Here is a 16,330-nt window from a genome sequence, read left to right on the forward strand (position 1 = left end):
CAGAAAATTATTGATGCAAGCGCTTCATTTAATGCCTCGCTTCAACGTGGTGCGTATTATACATAGGGACTTTCGCAACACAAGTACCAGCATGCGAAATATTTCATTTTTCTGACTGTTAGCGGTTTAATTGACCAACATGAACAAAGTTAATACGAATTAACCGATTTTTAGCTCCCATTTACACACGTTGATTCAAGCTATTTAAATTTTTCCATTTTTTCAGCTAACGAAAAATCTAATTCTGTGAGCCCACCAGCGTCGTGCGTAGTCAATGTTACCTCTACCTTATTGTAAACATTGAACCACTCCGGATGATGTTTTAGCTTTTCCGCCCAAATCGCAATTTGAGACATCCACCCAAAAGCTCGGATAAAGCTCTTAAACATAAACGTCTTTTTGATAGTGTCTCCACTTTGCTCCCATGGTGTATCATCGGAAACCAATTCGTTGAGCGCTTTCAATTTTTCGTTAATTTCATTATCAGACAGCTTCGTCGCCATTCTTGTCTCCTTCAATCACTGATGATTACGTAAAAGTCTTACCTACTACGAGATACTTTAATCGATTGGTTTAACATTAGAAGAGACTGGAGACAAAATCACAAAGAGGAGTGGAGGCTAAGGTTTACAAAAAAGCCACCCTTCAAATTTTATAGTCAAAGGGTGGCTATACTTCTACCTTATTAATAGATTAGAACTCGATAGCTAAGCGCGCATAGATTTGACGACCTCGTGGATCGTGAACCTTAGAGTCAAACCCGCTGTTAGTGAATAGCTGTGGAGGCTCTTCGTCGAACATGTTAATTGCGCCTAACGTCAATACATAACTTTGTTCTGTATCATATAAGCCACCTAAGTCGATGTTGTATTGAGCATCTACCGTCAAGTGACTATCCACTTCGTAATAGCCACCTGAACAACCACCCACGTTTGCAGTACCGTCCGCGCAATTTTGATCATCGTCATACGATGAGATGTAGCGAAGGAATATATTGGCTGCATGAATATCGTTTTGCCAAGCCAGCCCCAAGTTCGCACGTAATTCAGGTGAAGACACTCCAATGTTATTGAAGTTACGGCGTCCAGCACCATCAATGTTTCCTGCCTGTGGGTCCATCAAGTCATACTTAGTGATGTAGGTCGCATTCAACGTAGGTGTAAAGTTACCGAAGTCTGTCTCTATTTTATAACTGGTTACAAAATCAAGACCCGATGTTTCCATAGAACTCGCGTTAACATATGTGTTATTTACTTGAAGAACAGGCCCAGTCAGCGGGTCTCCAGCACGGATAACGCGGTCTGGGTTAGTCGGGTCTTCATTTAGTACCGCCTGCGCGTTCTCTTGAATGATCAGGTCTTCAAACTCGAAATTCCAATAATCAACTTCAACAGAAAAGTCTCTGAAAGGCTCGTATGAGAAGCCAATATTATAGGCTGTCGACTCTTCGGGTTTTAGCTCTTCATTACCCGATGTTCTAACAGCTACAAATGCCGTAGCACCTTGAACGGGGTCAATAAGCTGTTGCAACGACGTTGCGCCACCTTGTGCTAAGAACACTGTTGGCGCTCTAAACGACGTAGATATCGAGCCCCGAAGTGAAAACTCATCAGTCGCACGCCACGAAATCGCTAACTTTGGATCCACCGTACTTCCAATGCTACCGCCGTAATCTTCATAACGAACCGCTAGCTGAACATCTAATTCGTCATTTATTGGTAATGCAAGTTCACCGAACGCCGCCCATACATCCTGGCTACCATCAATATCAGGGTTACCGATAACGAATGTGAAACTGTCTTGGTTAGCAAGGTCATCGTAATCTTGGCTAAGCTGGTTTTCACGATATTGAACACCCAATGCTAACGCCGCAAAGCCACCGCCCATTTCGAACACATCAAACGATGTAAACGCTTCGAAAACTTCGAGGTCAGCTTTAGAGTCAATCACTTCGGTTCCCGTAAAGGAGCTAACCACGTAATCAGAGTTAGGTGCCGTTGTGTAAGACGTTGCAAATGGGTTGAAGAATTCGCAATCCCCTACCCCTGGCGTTCCAGCGATAGGGTCACAATTAGAGCCACCTAGACCGTATAGCGCAAGCTGAAACTCGGTATTTAGTACGTCAGGAACCCTATATACAAAATCGTTAACCGCACGTGTATAGCTTACTTCCCAGAACCCAGTGTCTGTTACACCTTGTAAACTGGTGCTAAAGCGAAAGGTATCTGATTCGGTATTAGCTGGGTCACCAGGGAAGCCGTTACCTTCTGCACGGCCGAAGAAAGCGACAGGCTGACCAAATGGATTCTGCGGATGATAATCCGGAACAATTGGAGAGGTTAAAATTGGGAAGCTCGGTGCTCCACCACGTTCAGCACGGTTTCTCGCTAAACTGAATTCAGCCGACCATGTAATATCGTTATCGAACTCGTAGTCTGCACGTACATAAGCATTTGTTCGGCTCTCATCGGCAACATATGAATAGAATTTACCGAAATCAAAACCACAAAAACCAATTTCTAAACCTGGCACTGTACCACTTGGCGCAAGTAAATCGGGTGCGCCACCAAACTCCTCACATCCGTACGGGTCGATAATGGGCAGTGCCCCTGCACCTGGAATATTTAAGAAGAAAGAGCCTGGGTTACCCAGAGCACTTGTATCGTCTTGGGGACGACTTAGTCGTCTATCGCTGAGAAAAAGCGGCGAACGGTTGGTATAGCTTATCGCCGCTAGTACGCTTCCGTTATCTCCGGTTGCGCCCCATAAACCTTGTAAAATGTATTCTTTGTTGTCGCCATGCGCACCATCTTGATAGTCAAGGCTTACCATTGCTCCGTCATAATTGCGTTTGGTGATAAAGTTAACGACACCTGCAACGGCATCAGAACCATACAGAGCCGACGCACCATCTTTAACCACTTCCATACGATCAATGGCAATCATCGGTACAAGAGAACTGGTATCGACGAAGTTCAGGCCTTCGTTCGTTGGTTGCGCTGTAACGACCTGACGCTTGTTGTTAAGTAAAACCAGAGTAGACGCTACGCCTAAACCACGAAGGTTAATATTCGACGTACCCGCTGTTGCGTTTTGCGTAAAAGCATCTGGGTTGTTTTCAGCACCCGTGTTAATAGTGAGTGTTTGTGTAATATCCGCAATATTCTTTGCGCCAATCGCGTCGATAGCCACGCTATCTACCACGGCTAGTGGAGAAGGAGATTCGAAGTTTTCGCTACGGCGAACAAAACTACCGGTAACCAAAATGAGTTCTACGTCTTTCTTAGCTTCTTGCTCACTTTCAACGTCTGCTTCTTGGGCTGATGCGATATAAGGAGAGCAAAATAAAGCAGTACCGACCATTGCCGCCACTGCTGTCTTACGCGTTTTAAATTTCATAGTGTGATTCCAAATCTGGGCTTATCACTACCGGCATTACTACCCACACTTTCCGCTAGCGACAGGCTGTTCGATTTCGTGTTGTTATTGTTTGGAGGTGACAGAATGTCGACCTACATGATTGATACTATGCTCGAATTTTATCTTTGTAAATTTATTGTGAATAATATGTTTACATTAATTTTACACATGGTCAGACCAGATAGACTTAAGGCTACAGAACCCAATGCCTCAGTCACAGTTTCTAAAAAGCATAGTGAGAAGATGTTTCTCTGTGTGCGTAATTTATTCACTCTTGCGTTTTCAGCACTGACCACACTAAAAAACTTAATATATAAAAATCAGTAACTTGAGAATTTTATTTTACGGTTCAATTCTTGAATCAGCTTGGTTATAACTAAGTAAATGGTAATGAGGGTTATGGATTTTCCGAAGGTAGATGAGGTATATAAGCTGCTAAGTTCGAAGCTTGAAAGCTGGATAGAAGGTGCAATTACTCTCCTTCCTAATCTTGTCGTCGCCTTTCTCATTGCCATATTGTTCGGCGTTATAGCAAAGATGGTAGGTAACGTTGTTGGCAAGTTAATGCGGCGCACGTTTGAATCGCGTCAAATTGCCGGTCTGCTCACTTCAATTATCAAATCCATTGTCCTCTTGGCGGGCATATTTATAGCGCTAGATTTTGTCGGCCTCAAAGGCACAGTTACTTCATTGCTTGCAGGTGCAGGTATTGTTGGACTGGCCGTCGGTTTTGCTTTCCAGGATATGACAGAAAATTTCATAGCTGGGATAGCAATGGGGATTAGAAAGCCCTTCGAAATCGGCGATGTCATTGAGGCAGAGGGTGTGTTTGGAAATGTGAAAGAAATTAATCTTCGAAATACTCTCGTCGAGACCTTCTACGGGCAACTTGAAGTTATCCCTAACAAAATTTTATTCCGAAATATACTGACAAATTACTCCAGTTTAGGATATCGAAGGATAGAGATCCCTGTCGGGATTTCTTATGCAGACGATATTGAGACTGCAGCTAACGTCATTACCAACGCAATGAACGATAAAGATTACGTTATCAAAAAAGATGAAACTGCCGTGTATGCAGAATCATTTGGCGACTCTAGTATTAATTTATTGCTGTGGTTTTGGATCCGCTACCCGGGCGAGCCCGGTTTTATGATGGTTAGACACGACGCCATCAATACGATTAAAACGGTGCTTGAAGACAACGATATTCTTATCCCGTTCCCAATCAGGACGTTGGACTTTAATGCCAAAGGTGGAGACAAACTTAATGCCATGCTGAAAGAGCACAATGAGCAAAGTACTAATAACAATTCAAATTCATCAAACCAGCAGTCTGATGTAAAAGCAGGTGCCCCCCCAGATCAGCCTGGGAACGAGTAATGTAAAAGGAGATAAAGATGGAAATATTAGATTCAAAATCACTTAAACACGCATTCTTAGCTATGATTATCACAGCAAGTTTTGGAGTTTTAGGCGGCTGCGCAACGATTGAAGGCGCCGGCAAAGATATTCAAAGCGCTGGTGAAGCAGTAGAAGAAGGTGCTGAAGAAGCGTCTAATTAAGCTTTGATTTACTTATGTGAGATTAGCCTGATGCTTTTTAACAGAGTTAGAACGCATCAGGCTTTTACATTTCTAAAGGTTACCTTTTACAACAGCACCTAATTTTTTAAGGTGATACTTATTCAGTCTTTTATGTAACGCAAGGTAATAGACATCCTCTCATACTGCTAAACGTTACCACGTCATTAGGGCTTGAGCACCGCTAACATGAGAAACCCTCCAACCAGTGCAGGGTTACCACTTGACTTCAACAAACAACTCGCCTCAACTTTAAACAGTTTGCCTTGCGGCTTTTCACTAACATCAACGAGTTTAAATTGATACTTAACTGCGTCGTTACTCTTGACCGGTTCAAGGAAGCGTAGCTTATCTATTCCATAGTTAATCATTGATGCGATGCGTTCACTTGGGGCAATAACCTCTGCAAACGCTTTAGGCATGAGACTGGCAGTGAGAAAGCCGTGAGCAATTGTCGTTTTAAATGGACTTTCTTTTTCGCACTTAACCGAATCTAGATGAATCCACTGATGGTCGCCTGTTGCATCTGCAAATTGATTAATCATATCCTGTGTTACTGTTAACCATTCGGGTTGCGTAAGTGACTCATCTATCGCTAAATCTAAAAGTGTCTTCATAATTCCAGTCCAATTTCCGTTTATTAACGACAAAACTACTATTATTTAGTTGAATACTTCAATTAACTTTTAATAATAGGTATTTATAAGTATTCCTGTTACACTAACGTAAATTATACGTAGATGCTATGTAGCAAGTCATCAAAGTGTTGGCCAAAAGCACTGTGGTGCAAACTAGCGCCTCTTCATCTATTGGCTATGTTCAGGGCACTCGCTCTTAAAGGATTAGTTATGAATCTCAATAGAATCGATTTGAACCTTTTTGCAGTATTCGACGCCATCTATACGGCAGGAAGCTTAACCAAGGCAGCAGATGTCTTGTGTATTACTCAACCAGCAGTAAGTAACTCTCTCGCAAGACTACGAGAAATGTTAAACGACCCCTTGTTTGTTCGTACTGGTCACAGCATGACACCAACACCTGTAGCCCAAAACATTATTGTGCCTGCGCGTCAAGCATTGGCATTGTTGCGCAAAAGCGTTCAGGAAAGCCACACGTTTGACCCTTTAACTGCCGAGAAGTCTTTCAATTTTGCAAGCAGAGATTTACTTGAGGCTAGTATTATGCCTCGATTGGTTGCTCGCCTTCAGAATCTAGCGCCCAACATTGGCTTGACCAACTATGAGATACCTAGAAGCCAAGTAGTATCTGCTATGGCAGCGGGTACATTAGATTTTTTTGCTGATGCATCTACGTTCACTGACCCTCACCTTTGCAAAGAAAAGATCGCACAAGACAGGTTTGTAGTGCTTGCTCGTAAAAACCACCCTGCTCTAAAAAACGGCTTAAACTTAGATACATTTTTGCGCTTGGGGCATATTAACGTGTCTCAACGTAAATCAGGCGCAGGCCCCATTGATGTAGCGCTAGACAAAATGGGCAAAAGAAGAAAAGAGGTAATGCGTGGTCAACACTTTTTAACGGTGCCAAGTACCATAGTTAAAACAGACTTAATAGCGTGTTTGCCGTTTCACTTGGCAAAACACTACGACCTCGCCATTTATGAAATGCCATTCGAATTACCTGCAGTAGAGTATTATCTGTATTGGCACGTCAGTGCAGACCACGACTACGCACACATGTGGATGCGCGAACAAATAATGGAAGTAGCAAGTAACTTCAAGCCGCACTAGCTTAAAAAGAACGCCCCATTGGGGCGTTCTTTTTGAATAAAGCTTGGTTATAAAACCTCATACCTAAGTATTACTCCCATCATTTCAAAAAGATATTTTTTTGCGTTTAATTAAGTCCGAACGAACAAACAAACTTTTAAAATACTTGAGGAATTAACCATGTTGAAAATCGTTAAAGCTTCTCTTGTTATCGCGGCGACACTAGGTGTATCGGGCGTTGCTCAGGCTGATGTGAGCGAGGCGCTTGCAAACATTTGTACTATTGTACAAGCAGACGACAAAGGCGAATTACGTAAAAAAATGCGTTCTGTAGAGTCAGACTACCGCATGAAGCTAAAAGACTATTACTCAGGTATTAGCTGCAGTGGAAATAGCCTTATCCGCACGGCTCTTTTGAACAATGCTGTAGAAGCAGGTGAATTGCTGGTTAAGAAAATGCCAAAGAGCGATTTACAGGCACCTGAAGCTGACGGTAAAACACTACAGGCTTGGGTTGCCGAAAACGGCTTACAGGATAACCCAATTGCAGCGGTGCTCAACGACCGACTGTAAAACAATTTCACGCCATGTGAACCTGTTCAACATGGTTGCAGAGAAATCTGCACTTTAAGAAGCGACCTTCGGGTCGCTTTTTTCTTTGGAGCAGACACAAAAAAGGGTAATGCACTACCCTCTTTTCATTCCAGCGAACTTAGATTGACTTACTCGCTTTAGTCATAAGAAAACCTGTCATTACGCCAATCACTTACGCATTGCAAGCGCCGTCATTGTACTTTTCAATCAAGGTATATAGGTTATCTTGCTCGTCGAACACTTTTTTCATGGCACGGTCATTTTCGCGAAGGCCGACACCAATGTGAACAATACCCGTATGAACATTCTCCACATCATAACCTGGACGCTTAACCTCATTGGGTAACGATAAGTTTGCTCTGTTCAACAAAATAGACGTTTGAGATTGCTGAGAACCTTACTAGCTTTGTAGCGCTTTTTGGCGACGCATCGCTCAATACGCAGTAACGAAATAGATGACCGTTCACGCAAACCCAACGTTGAAGAATTAATCTCAACATGTTTGGTGTTTTATTACCGAAATAAAGATGGGGTCACAATTGCAACCTTGACGCCATTTCAACGCAAAGAAAAAGCATAGATGCTGTTTCTTCGCACTTTTTTGATCGTTTCACAATTTCATTCTTCATTGTGCAATTAGCTCTCAATCCCTTTAATACTAAAGGCTATAGCGCCACCTCCTCCTCTACATCTTTAGTATAAGGTACAAACCAATATACTTAGTTATTTGAGTGAATGTTTTTTAATCATCTTGGTTGTTTTTTAATTAACCCCGAACAAACAAACCAATTATTAAAACAAACGAAGGAAATTTAACCATGTTGAAAATCGTTAAAACTTCACTAGTAATTGCAGCATCTTCTTTGGCTTTCTCTAACACGGCACAAGCAGATGATATAAACCAAGCGCTAGCTAACATCTGTACTATCGTTCAAGCAGATGATAAGGGTGAATTGCGCAAAAAAATGCGTAGTGTGCAATCAGACTACAAGCTTAAGCTTCGCGATTACTACTCAGGCATATCTTGTGGCGGTCAAAGCTTAATCAGAACTGCACTTTCAAACAATGCTGTTGAAGTGGGTACATTGCTTGTTAAGAAAATGCCAAGTAAAGATCTACAGGCACCAGAAGCTGACGGTAAAACATTACAAGCGTGGATTGCTGAGCAGGGTCTGCAAAGCTCACCAATTTCAGCTGAGCTAAACGATAGGATTTAATACCTCTTTCACATTGCCATGTGAATCGATTCAACATGGTAGCAGCGAATGCTGCACTGAGAGGCCCCACTGCTACGGGGCCTTTTTCTTTTTTTTCAAAAAAATATCAACCTTAGCTCAGGCTTTCTTCAGGAAAAAGAACGGTTTTGTTAGTCCTATACGTCCATGATTTTGTTGCCATTAAGGCAAATATTATTCATGGAGATTAAAATGAAAACTTCACTCAACAAAAAATTTTTAGCGCTATTCGCTTGCACGGCACTCTGTTCTTTTAATTCACTGGCAAATATAGAGATAGGACTAACTTTAGGCACAAGTAAACCTAAAAATTATGACCAGTGTGCATGTACACCGGGTGGTTCAATAGAAGACATTGAAGCAGAGGTAGATATCGATTTAGCTTTAGCTCAGATGCGTTATGTTTTCGACAATGGTATTTTTGTCGAATTGCGTCATGGAAAGGGCTTTTCAAAATCAGAAAGTCGAGTTACCCCACGAGGTGGAGAAACTGTAAGAGGTCTAGACATAGAACTTTATGGTTTAACGAATACATCTATTGGTTATAGATTTTTTTGCAGATCAGACGCTTTCCCCCTATGTAATGCTGGGCACAACGACAAACATTGTATTAACCGCATTTCTACCCGATAGGCCTGAATTTGGACGGGAAAATTACAGTAATGAATTCTCTTATGGTGCCGGAGTAAACTGGAATTTATCTGAGAACTTTTTAGTTAGACTTGAGTACTTTCAATACTCTAATGGCGATTTAGGTGATACTGGAGCAGTTGACTTATCAACATGGTCAGCATCAATAGCATACCGCTTCTAAAAGGCTTTGGAGGCGATTAATTTAATCGCCTCAGCATTTATTTGCATGATTGTTTCAATTAGGCTTCTACTTGGATAAAAGTTTATGACTATGCCAAACACGATATTCATAACTGCCCTAGTATGCACCTTTTTCTCTCTATCGGCTTATTCTGCGTCAAAATATTCGGGTCCTATCATTGATGTACATATTCACGCGTATAAAGAACAAAGTCCATTGTTTGGTCTTGAACATCCCCCAACGCTTCGAGGCAAAACCTACCGTGCAGTGAAAAACGCAGAGCATCTAAAACAAGAAGTGCTGCAACGATTTCATAAATACAATATTGTGAAAGCAGTAGTGACTGCTGGTGAATTATGGTTGGAAGATGCGCCAACTACGATTTTAGTAGCAAACGCGACAAAACCGCCATCAATACTAAAAAAGCAACATGAGCTTGGTTATTTAGATGTTATCGCTGAAGTCGCGCCGTTTTATGAGGGTAAGAGATTAGACCACCCTTCAATTGAGCGTTATTTCAAGCTTGCAGAAGAGCTCGGAGTGCCAATTGGAGTACATATTTTTCCTGGGGGCCCTAACTTTGGCTTGCACTATTTGCCAGAGATGCTGGGCTCAATGCGCGCATATAATGCATCGCCGGGTCAAATAGATAATCTGTTAGTGAAATACCCGAAATTAAAACTGTATATAATGCATGGTGGCTGGCCCTTTATCGAAGACTTAAAATCACTTTTATACATGCACCCCAATGTCTATGTTGATATTGCGGTTGTAAATTGGATCCTGCCAGAGAAAGAAGTCATCAAATATATAATAGCACTGACTGATGCGGGTTTTGGAAACCGTATCCTGTATGGGAGCGACCAGATGGTATGGCCTGATATTATTGACGATGCAATAGCAATGATAAATGACAGTGATGCACTAACCCTTACGCAGAAAGCTGATATCTTCTAAAATAACGCTGCCAGATTTTGGGGCTAACGGATACACAAATGCGCCAACATAAAGCAAAGAAAAATACGCGTTAAAGTGCCATAGCCCGTTCAATTATACTGGCCGTCTTATTGTTCTCTGAAATGGCCATCTTTAATGCTAATTTATTTTCTTCGTGTTTTTCTAGAAGCATCTTAAACCTTGGTATGTCAATCATTTTATGAAAGAAGGGTTCACTTTCAATTCCATAAAATCGCTCAAAGCTTAACGGAACAGATCTGTTATTAATCAAAGTTGCTAATATTTCGAGTGCTTCACTATATTGACCCATTTGCGTATAAAGCTGCGCTAAATAATAGTCGTAGTAGCGGCTTCTGTTATCTGTCTCTAACGCTCGCGTAATTTCTTCGACAATCTTTAGTTCATTGCTAACATCGTTTGGATAAAGCAGTTTTCTGAACAAGAGCGATTGACCGCTGGATACTTTCGACAAAGCAAGATCACCATAGCATTCTTGCTGTCCATTGAGCACTTGTGATACTGAGTACAAATAAACTTGAGGAAAGAAACCAACGTTAAAATCATATTCATTAACGCTACTTAAATATGCTTCGATGCGTTCGATTCTATTTTCGAACTCGCTGTGATTTAGCTCATGTAAAGTCAATGTTTTTGTAACGGGTGGTGCGAGTTTCTTCATTACCTCGTGAATTTGATTGAGAACTTTCTTTTCACCGGTATATTCATGAACTTCAGCTTTATGAACCCAACAGTTCATGAATCGTATGCTGCGAGCAAGGCACTCTTGAGCTTGAGTATCTGCGTCAACAATTTCATTTCTCACTACATGGATGTAAGCCAAGCCGATTTGAAAGAGTAGGCTTTTTCACACTAACAGTTTCGTTCGGGTTTGTTTTTATAATTGATTTATTGAATTTGTAGCCACGTTTGGGAATAGTCTCAACGGCTGAGCTCAGACCTGGCTCCAATAGCTCTAGCTTTTTTCTCAGATCCGAAATAACTCTAGAGAGCGATTCATCGGCTCCGAATCTATTGGGCCAAACTTCCTGAAGCAATATATCTCTTGTCACCACTTCGTCATTCGCACTCAACAACAATGCTAATACTTCAGAAACTTTATTAGTGAGTTTTACGACAACGCCACTTTTTTCGACCGTATTTTCTGTACGATTAAATTTGAACCCATTTAATTCAAAGCAAGCGGAAGCATCCATGACTATTCACTCCATTTACTGAACAGCAAACTAGAAACATAAGGATAATATAATACAACTAGACGAGATAAAAAATAGCACGACACTACGATGTATTTTCGTATAGTTGCCCTTCATTGCAACCCTTGCCCTACACGTATAGGAAACTATACCCAGTTATTTCAGTATATGTTTTTCAACAACTTAGATTAGGGTTTAATGCATTCCAACGAACAAACATAATCTTAAAAACAACAACCGAAGGAATTTAACCATGTTGAAAATCGTTAAAACTTCTCTAGTAATTGCGGCATCTACTTTAGCCTTCTCTAACGCAGCTCAAGCTGATGACATCAACGAAGCGCTAGCAAACATTTGCACAATTGTTCAAGCCGATGACAAAGGTGAACTTCGCAAGAAAATGCGTAGCGTGCAGTCAGACTACAAACTAAAGCTTCGCGATTACTACTCTGGCATTTCTTGTAACGGCCAAAGTCTTATTCGCACCGCTCTAACCAATAATGCGGTTGAAGTGGGTACGCTTCTTGTTAAGAAAATGCCAAGTAAAGATTTGGCTCAGCCAGAGTCAGACGGCAAAACTTTACAAGCCTGGATTGCTGAGCAAGGTCTACAAAGTTCACCTATTTCAGTTGAGCTTGACGGCAGAATTTAATACAACAATTTAGTCACACCATGTGATACATCGGTTCAACATGGTAGCGGCAGGACGCCGCACTGGAGGCCCCTTTTAGGGGCCTCACCCCATTCTAAGCCCTTAAAAAATCTATCATTTCTTTTCGCACCCACTCAGGCTTTTCCCTGTGTAACCAATGCGACGCACTCGGATTGAACCGCTTTGTAATCTGCGGAACATAGTGTTCAATTTTATCTATTACACTTAAATCAAATGCATCATCTTGCTCTCCCCATAATAGTAGCGTTGGGCAGTGAATAAATATCTCGGGTATACGAATGTCATCTAACACTTTTTTAGATACATTCATTTGAGGCACTTGTTGTGGCATTTGCCTATAGTAGCTGAGCATCGCGCTAAGGGTTCCAGGGTCACGCCAATCGTTGAGTAACTCTCTTGAGTAGCTCGATTTTTGCTCAAAAAGGCAGCTTCCGATCATATTTTTCAATAGCTGAAAGTCTGTATTTGAAAGAATACGTTCTGCGTTCCTATCTATGAGCGTAGCGATATACTGGCTTTTTTCTCTTTGCATAGAAGAGGTTTTAATTGCACGTGTGAAACAAGATGGATGCGCAGCATTTACAATGATCAGTTTGCTAATCAATGTTTGGTGAAAGGCTGCTAGGGGCCACGCTATTGCCCCGCCCCAATCGTGTCCCAACAAAATAACCTTTCGGCCTTTTTTAACTTTCTCGATGAAGGCGGCCATTCGACCTATCAATGATGGAACCTGGTAGTCCGTTTCACTAGGTAGTGGACTCGATAAATGATAACCAGGCAAATCTGGAGCAATGATGTCAAGTGTTGTGGGGAGTATCGCCATTAACCCCTCCCACGTATGTGCATTCTCTGGGAAGCCATGAAGCATTATAATTAAAGGGTTCTTTGCGCCCTCTTCTTCTCGGGATAAATAATGAATGGAGGCCCCATCAACCATTGCGTATTTGGAATCAACCAATGTGCTCACTTCCTCTATGTGATTTTAAGAAACAAAAAAGCCGAGCAAAATAAGGTATCCAATGATTACTGATTAAATCATTTTTCCGGCTACATTATTTTCTCGGCCTTTAGTGCGCCTTTTCTTGACGCACTTGCCTGGCTTTTATGTCTCTATTCGATGGCAAACATGCTCTCTGGCATAGACATTAAGTTGTCAGCACCTGACTGCATAGCTGAAACAAGCGAGCGAGTACGGGTTAATAAACGGTCAAAATAGAAGCCCGTTGTTAAAATTTTACTCTTATAAAACTCGGTTTCAGTGCTACCTGCATCAAGCTGCTCTTGTGCCTTCACGGCCATTTTAAGCCAGAAGTAAGCAACGGTGACATAACCTGAGTACATTAGGTAATCGACAGACGCTGCGCCTATTTCGTCAGGGTTTGACGCTGCGGCTTTACCTATATCCATAGTAATCTGCTGCCACTCGTCAAGATGAGAGTTAAGTGCATTGGTCCAAGCGCTAAACTGCGCGTTGTCGCGCAATGAATTGCAGTAATCACGCACTTCTTGCACAAATACGTTCAATAGCTCACCGTTAGAACCCATTACTTTACGGCCTAGTAAGTCAACAGCTTGAATACCCGTTGTACCCTCGTACATAGTACAAATTCGTGTATCGCGAGCCAGCTGCTCCATGCCCCATTCCTTAATGAAGCCGTGCCCGCCGTAAACCTGCATGCCGTAACTGGTCGATTCTTGCGCAGTCTCTGTTAAAAAGGCTTTTACAATAGGTGTTAAGAACGCAAGTTTTGCATCGGCAACTTGCTTTTCGGCCGCATCGTTTCCGTAGAGTGTAATATCAACCAATTGCATACAATAAGCCGCTAGCGCACGGTTACCTTCAGCGAACGCTTTTTGCGTTAACAGCATACGGCGCACATCAGGATGCACAATAATGGGATCGGCTGGGCCTTCAGGATTCTTTCGCCCCGTCAACGAACGGAACTGAATGCGGTCTTTTGCATAGCGTAACGCACCTTGGAAAGCCGCCTCAGACGCTGCTAAGCCTTCAAGGCCTGTGCCAATACGCGCGGTATTCATAAAGGTAAACATACAGTTTAGACCACGGTTAGGTGGGCCTATCAAATAACCTTTTGCGCCATCGAAATTGATCACACAGGTTGCGCTGGCTTTGATACCCATTTTGTGTTCTATGCTTCCGCAGCTTACCGCATTGCGGTCTTGCTTTTCACCGTCTTCAGATACATTAAATTTAGGCACAACAAACAAAGAAATACCCTTGGTACCTTCTGGTGCGTCAGGCAAGCGAGCTAACACAATGTGTACAATATTTTCGGACATATCATGTTCACCAGCTGAGATGAAAATCTTTGTGCCCGTTAAACTGTACGTACCATCTTCTTGCGGTTCTGCGCGGCATTTCAACATACCAAGGTCTGAACCACAATGTGCTTCAGTTAGACACATTGTGCCTGTCCACTCACCGCTGATCAGCTTCTCAAGAAACATTTTTTGCTGCAATTCAGTTCCGTGTGCTTTAAGGGTTTCCATACATCCCTGACTCAGGCCTGGATACATAGCCCAAGAATGGTTAGCACCAGAGAACCATTCTGCGATAATTGAAGACAGCGAATACGGTAGTGCCTGCCCACCAAATTCTTCTGGGTGAGACATACTTGGCCAACCACCCTCAACATAGGTTTGATAAGCTTCTTTAAACCCTTTTGGCGTGGTGACTTCACCATCAACCCACTTACACCCTTCTTCATCGCCAGACGCGTTGATAGGTGCAAGCGTATTTTCAGAAAACTTAGCCGCTTCAGCGAAAATCGCCGAAACTAGGTCTTCCGAGGCTTCATCGAAACCCAGTTTTTGATAGTGATTTTGATAATCTAGTAGCTCATGTGTTACAAACATGGCGTCACGTTGTGGAGCTTTATAACCTTCCATACCCAATACCTATATTACTTCAAATAGACCAGCAGCGCCCATGCCGCCACCGATACACATGGTGCAAACAACATATTTCGCACCGCGTCGTTTACCTTCGATGAGTGCGTGACCCACCATGCGAGCACCGCTCATGCCGTATGGGTGACCAATAGAAATGGCACCGCCGTTTACGTTTAATAATTCGTCTGGAATACCCAACTTGTCGCGGCAATACAGGACTTGTACCGCAAACGCTTCGTTAAGCTCCCATAGACCGATATCGTCCATGGTTAATCCATGCTGCTTTAATAGCTTAGGAATGGCGAACACTGGGCCAATTCCCATTTCATCTGGCTCACAGCCTGCTACTGCAATCCCGCGATAAATGCCAAGAGGTTGAGCATTGCCCTTTGCCGCAGAATGCTCATCCATAATCACTGTCGCACTTGCCCCATCAGAAAGCTGACTCGCATTACCAGCCGTAATGCAACCACCTTCTATCACAGGGTTAAGTGCTTTAAGCCCTTCTAGCGTTGTTTCGGGTCGATTTCCTTCGTCTTTCGACAAGGTCACTTCACGCTCAGAGGTTTCGCCTGTTTCTTTATTAAATAAGGTTTGCGTTGCTGTGATAGGTACAATCTCATCATCAAACTTGCCCGCTTCTTGAGCCGCTGCTGTGCGCATTTGGCTCTGGTAACCGTATTCGTCTTGTACGTCACGGCTAATGTTGTAGCGCTTACCTACCACTTCCGCAGTTTGAAGCATTGGCATATAAATATCTTTGTGCTTAGCAACCAGTGCAGGGTCTACTGCACGAAACATATTCATATTTTTGTTTTGCACTAAAGAGATAGAATCTAAGCCACCCGCAACCATAATGTTGGTATCGCCTGTACGAATTGAATTCGCTGCGGTAGCAATAGCATACATGCCAGAACTGCATTGACGGTCGAGCGTCATACCCGCTACGGTGACCGGTAAACCACCCGCTAGGCCAGCCAAGCGACCTATATTCATGCCGCCGCTGCCTTGGGTTAGCGCAGCGCCCATTACCACGTCATCGACACTGGCAGGGTCGATCCCTGCGCGTGCTACTGCGTTTTGAATAGCATGGCCACCTAATGAAGGGGCGGGTAAATTGTTCAGTGCACCTTTATAAGCGCGCCCGATTGGCGTACGTGCTGTACTTACGATAACTGCATCGCGCATTTTCATATT

18 protein-coding genes are annotated in these 16,330 nt (G+C 42.7%); 9 read left to right on the forward strand and 9 right to left on the reverse strand.

The annotated features are described in order from the left end of the window. Nucleotides 1-200: 200 nt before the first annotated feature. Together ACX5KA_RS17925 and ACX5KA_RS17930 are read right to left on the reverse strand one after the other, a co-directional pair. Complete coding sequence (locus tag ACX5KA_RS17925; protein ID WP_014949251.1) at nucleotides 201-503, reverse strand: 4a-hydroxytetrahydrobiopterin dehydratase; 303 nt, start codon at nucleotides 501-503, stop codon at nucleotides 201-203. A 190-nt stretch (nucleotides 504-693) separates the two neighbouring features. Continuing rightward, nucleotides 694-3,399, reverse strand: coding sequence for a TonB-dependent receptor plug domain-containing protein (locus tag ACX5KA_RS17930; RefSeq protein ID WP_202942381.1), 2,706 nt, complete (start codon nucleotides 3,397-3,399; stop codon nucleotides 694-696). A 420-nt stretch (nucleotides 3,400-3,819) separates the two neighbouring features. On the opposite strand from ACX5KA_RS17930, the gene ACX5KA_RS17935 reads away from it, so the two are divergent. After that, entirely contained in the window at nucleotides 3,820-4,803 is a 984-nt protein-coding gene (locus ACX5KA_RS17935; protein WP_039224154.1) for a mechanosensitive ion channel family protein, read from the forward strand. 17 nt (nucleotides 4,804-4,820) lie between these two features. Beyond that, nucleotides 4,821-4,985, forward strand: a complete 165-nt coding sequence (locus tag ACX5KA_RS17940) for an entericidin A/B family lipoprotein (protein ID WP_084081973.1) — start codon at nucleotides 4,821-4,823, stop codon at nucleotides 4,983-4,985. Nucleotides 4,986-5,170: 185 nt separating this feature from the next. On the opposite strand, the gene ACX5KA_RS17945 is transcribed toward ACX5KA_RS17940, so the two are convergent. Beyond that, nucleotides 5,171-5,620 (reverse strand): MaoC family dehydratase, encoded by a 450-nt coding sequence (locus tag ACX5KA_RS17945; protein ID WP_458731794.1) that lies wholly within the window; start codon nucleotides 5,618-5,620, stop codon nucleotides 5,171-5,173. A gap of 231 nt (nucleotides 5,621-5,851) precedes the next feature. Between ACX5KA_RS17945 and ACX5KA_RS17950 the strand changes: the two genes are divergently transcribed. Continuing rightward, complete coding sequence (locus ACX5KA_RS17950; RefSeq protein WP_039224054.1) at nucleotides 5,852-6,754, forward strand: LysR family transcriptional regulator; 903 nt, start codon at nucleotides 5,852-5,854, stop codon at nucleotides 6,752-6,754. Nucleotides 6,755-6,913: 159 nt separating this feature from the next. Then, nucleotides 6,914-7,306, forward strand: coding sequence for a DUF3718 domain-containing protein (locus tag ACX5KA_RS17955; protein WP_039224051.1), 393 nt, complete (start codon nucleotides 6,914-6,916; stop codon nucleotides 7,304-7,306). A 193-nt stretch (nucleotides 7,307-7,499) separates the two neighbouring features. On the opposite strand, the gene ACX5KA_RS17960 is transcribed toward ACX5KA_RS17955, so the two are convergent. Next, a complete protein-coding gene (locus ACX5KA_RS17960) occupies nucleotides 7,500-7,694 on the reverse strand; it encodes a hypothetical protein (RefSeq protein WP_458731795.1) in 195 nt (64 codons plus the stop codon). 451 nt (nucleotides 7,695-8,145) lie between these two features. On the opposite strand from ACX5KA_RS17960, the gene ACX5KA_RS17965 reads away from it, so the two are divergent. The 4 genes from ACX5KA_RS17965 (at nucleotide 8,146) to ACX5KA_RS17980 (ending at nucleotide 10,333) form a co-directional block, all read left to right on the forward strand. Then, nucleotides 8,146-8,544 (forward strand): DUF3718 domain-containing protein, encoded by a 399-nt coding sequence (locus tag ACX5KA_RS17965; RefSeq protein ID WP_039224045.1) that lies wholly within the window; start codon nucleotides 8,146-8,148, stop codon nucleotides 8,542-8,544. A 210-nt stretch (nucleotides 8,545-8,754) separates the two neighbouring features. Continuing rightward, entirely contained in the window at nucleotides 8,755-9,195 is a 441-nt protein-coding gene (locus ACX5KA_RS17970; protein WP_458731796.1) for a hypothetical protein, read from the forward strand. Further along, on the forward strand, nucleotides 9,146-9,376 hold the full coding sequence (locus tag ACX5KA_RS17975) for an outer membrane protein (protein WP_458731797.1): 231 nt from the start codon (nucleotides 9,146-9,148) through the stop codon (nucleotides 9,374-9,376). Before ACX5KA_RS17970 ends, ACX5KA_RS17975 begins: the two co-directional genes overlap by 50 nt. 84 nt (nucleotides 9,377-9,460) lie before the next feature. Beyond that, nucleotides 9,461-10,333: an amidohydrolase family protein gene (locus tag ACX5KA_RS17980; protein WP_458731798.1), complete on the forward strand. Its 873-nt coding sequence runs from the start codon at nucleotides 9,461-9,463 to the stop codon at nucleotides 10,331-10,333. Between the two features lie 70 nt (nucleotides 10,334-10,403). Here the strand turns inward: ACX5KA_RS17980 and ACX5KA_RS17985 are convergent, their stop codons facing one another. Both ACX5KA_RS17985 and ACX5KA_RS17990 read right to left on the reverse strand, forming a co-directional pair. Next, nucleotides 10,404-11,156 (reverse strand): hypothetical protein, encoded by a 753-nt coding sequence (locus ACX5KA_RS17985; RefSeq protein ID WP_458731799.1) that lies wholly within the window; start codon nucleotides 11,154-11,156, stop codon nucleotides 10,404-10,406. Continuing rightward, complete coding sequence (locus ACX5KA_RS17990) at nucleotides 11,146-11,547, reverse strand: winged helix-turn-helix domain-containing protein (protein ID WP_458731800.1); 402 nt, start codon at nucleotides 11,545-11,547, stop codon at nucleotides 11,146-11,148. The genes ACX5KA_RS17985 and ACX5KA_RS17990 overlap by 11 nt, the downstream gene beginning before the upstream one ends. A gap of 253 nt (nucleotides 11,548-11,800) precedes the next feature. Between ACX5KA_RS17990 and ACX5KA_RS17995 the strand changes: the two genes are divergently transcribed. Continuing rightward, nucleotides 11,801-12,199: a DUF3718 domain-containing protein gene (locus tag ACX5KA_RS17995; RefSeq protein WP_039224031.1), complete on the forward strand. Its 399-nt coding sequence runs from the start codon at nucleotides 11,801-11,803 to the stop codon at nucleotides 12,197-12,199. Nucleotides 12,200-12,293: 94 nt separating this feature from the next. Here ACX5KA_RS17995 and ACX5KA_RS18000 read toward each other — a convergent pair whose 3' ends face one another. From ACX5KA_RS18000 to ACX5KA_RS18010, 3 genes are all read right to left on the reverse strand, one after another. After that, nucleotides 12,294-13,178 (reverse strand): alpha/beta fold hydrolase, encoded by an 885-nt coding sequence (locus tag ACX5KA_RS18000; protein WP_458731801.1) that lies wholly within the window; start codon nucleotides 13,176-13,178, stop codon nucleotides 12,294-12,296. Between the two features lie 152 nt (nucleotides 13,179-13,330). Then, a complete protein-coding gene (locus ACX5KA_RS18005; RefSeq protein ID WP_039224025.1) occupies nucleotides 13,331-15,130 on the reverse strand; it encodes an acyl-CoA dehydrogenase C-terminal domain-containing protein in 1,800 nt (599 codons plus the stop codon). A gap of 9 nt (nucleotides 15,131-15,139) precedes the next feature. Then, entirely contained in the window at nucleotides 15,140-16,321 is a 1,182-nt protein-coding gene (locus tag ACX5KA_RS18010; protein WP_039224022.1) for an acetyl-CoA C-acyltransferase, read from the reverse strand. Nucleotides 16,322-16,330: the final 9 nt, after the last annotated feature.

The sequence above is a fragment of the Alteromonas alvinellae genome, assembly GCF_902705805.1.

Coding starts and splice junctions, on each gene's coding strand:
- ACX5KA_RS17925 (WP_014949251.1), bottom strand. CDS start 503: ATGGCGACGAAGCTGTCTGATAATGAAATTAACGAAAAATTGAAAGCG.
- ACX5KA_RS17930 (WP_202942381.1), bottom strand. CDS start 3,399: ATGAAATTTAAAACGCGTAAGACAGCAGTGGCGGCAATGGTCGGTACT.
- ACX5KA_RS17935 (WP_039224154.1), top strand. CDS start 3,820: ATGGATTTTCCGAAGGTAGATGAGGTATATAAGCTGCTAAGTTCGAAG.
- ACX5KA_RS17940 (WP_084081973.1), top strand. CDS start 4,821: ATGGAAATATTAGATTCAAAATCACTTAAACACGCATTCTTAGCTATG.
- ACX5KA_RS17945 (WP_458731794.1), bottom strand. CDS start 5,620: ATGAAGACACTTTTAGATTTAGCGATAGATGAGTCACTTACGCAACCC.
- ACX5KA_RS17950 (WP_039224054.1), top strand. CDS start 5,852: ATGAATCTCAATAGAATCGATTTGAACCTTTTTGCAGTATTCGACGCC.
- ACX5KA_RS17955 (WP_039224051.1), top strand. CDS start 6,914: ATGTTGAAAATCGTTAAAGCTTCTCTTGTTATCGCGGCGACACTAGGT.
- ACX5KA_RS17965 (WP_039224045.1), top strand. CDS start 8,146: ATGTTGAAAATCGTTAAAACTTCACTAGTAATTGCAGCATCTTCTTTG.
- ACX5KA_RS17970 (WP_458731796.1), top strand. CDS start 8,755: ATGAAAACTTCACTCAACAAAAAATTTTTAGCGCTATTCGCTTGCACG.
- ACX5KA_RS17975 (WP_458731797.1), top strand. CDS start 9,146: ATGCTGGGCACAACGACAAACATTGTATTAACCGCATTTCTACCCGAT.
- ACX5KA_RS17980 (WP_458731798.1), top strand. CDS start 9,461: ATGACTATGCCAAACACGATATTCATAACTGCCCTAGTATGCACCTTT.
- ACX5KA_RS17990 (WP_458731800.1), bottom strand. CDS start 11,547: ATGGATGCTTCCGCTTGCTTTGAATTAAATGGGTTCAAATTTAATCGT.
- ACX5KA_RS17995 (WP_039224031.1), top strand. CDS start 11,801: ATGTTGAAAATCGTTAAAACTTCTCTAGTAATTGCGGCATCTACTTTA.
- ACX5KA_RS18005 (WP_039224025.1), bottom strand. CDS start 15,130: ATGGAAGGTTATAAAGCTCCACAACGTGACGCCATGTTTGTAACACAT.
- ACX5KA_RS18010 (WP_039224022.1), bottom strand. CDS start 16,321: ATGCGCGATGCAGTTATCGTAAGTACAGCACGTACGCCAATCGGGCGC.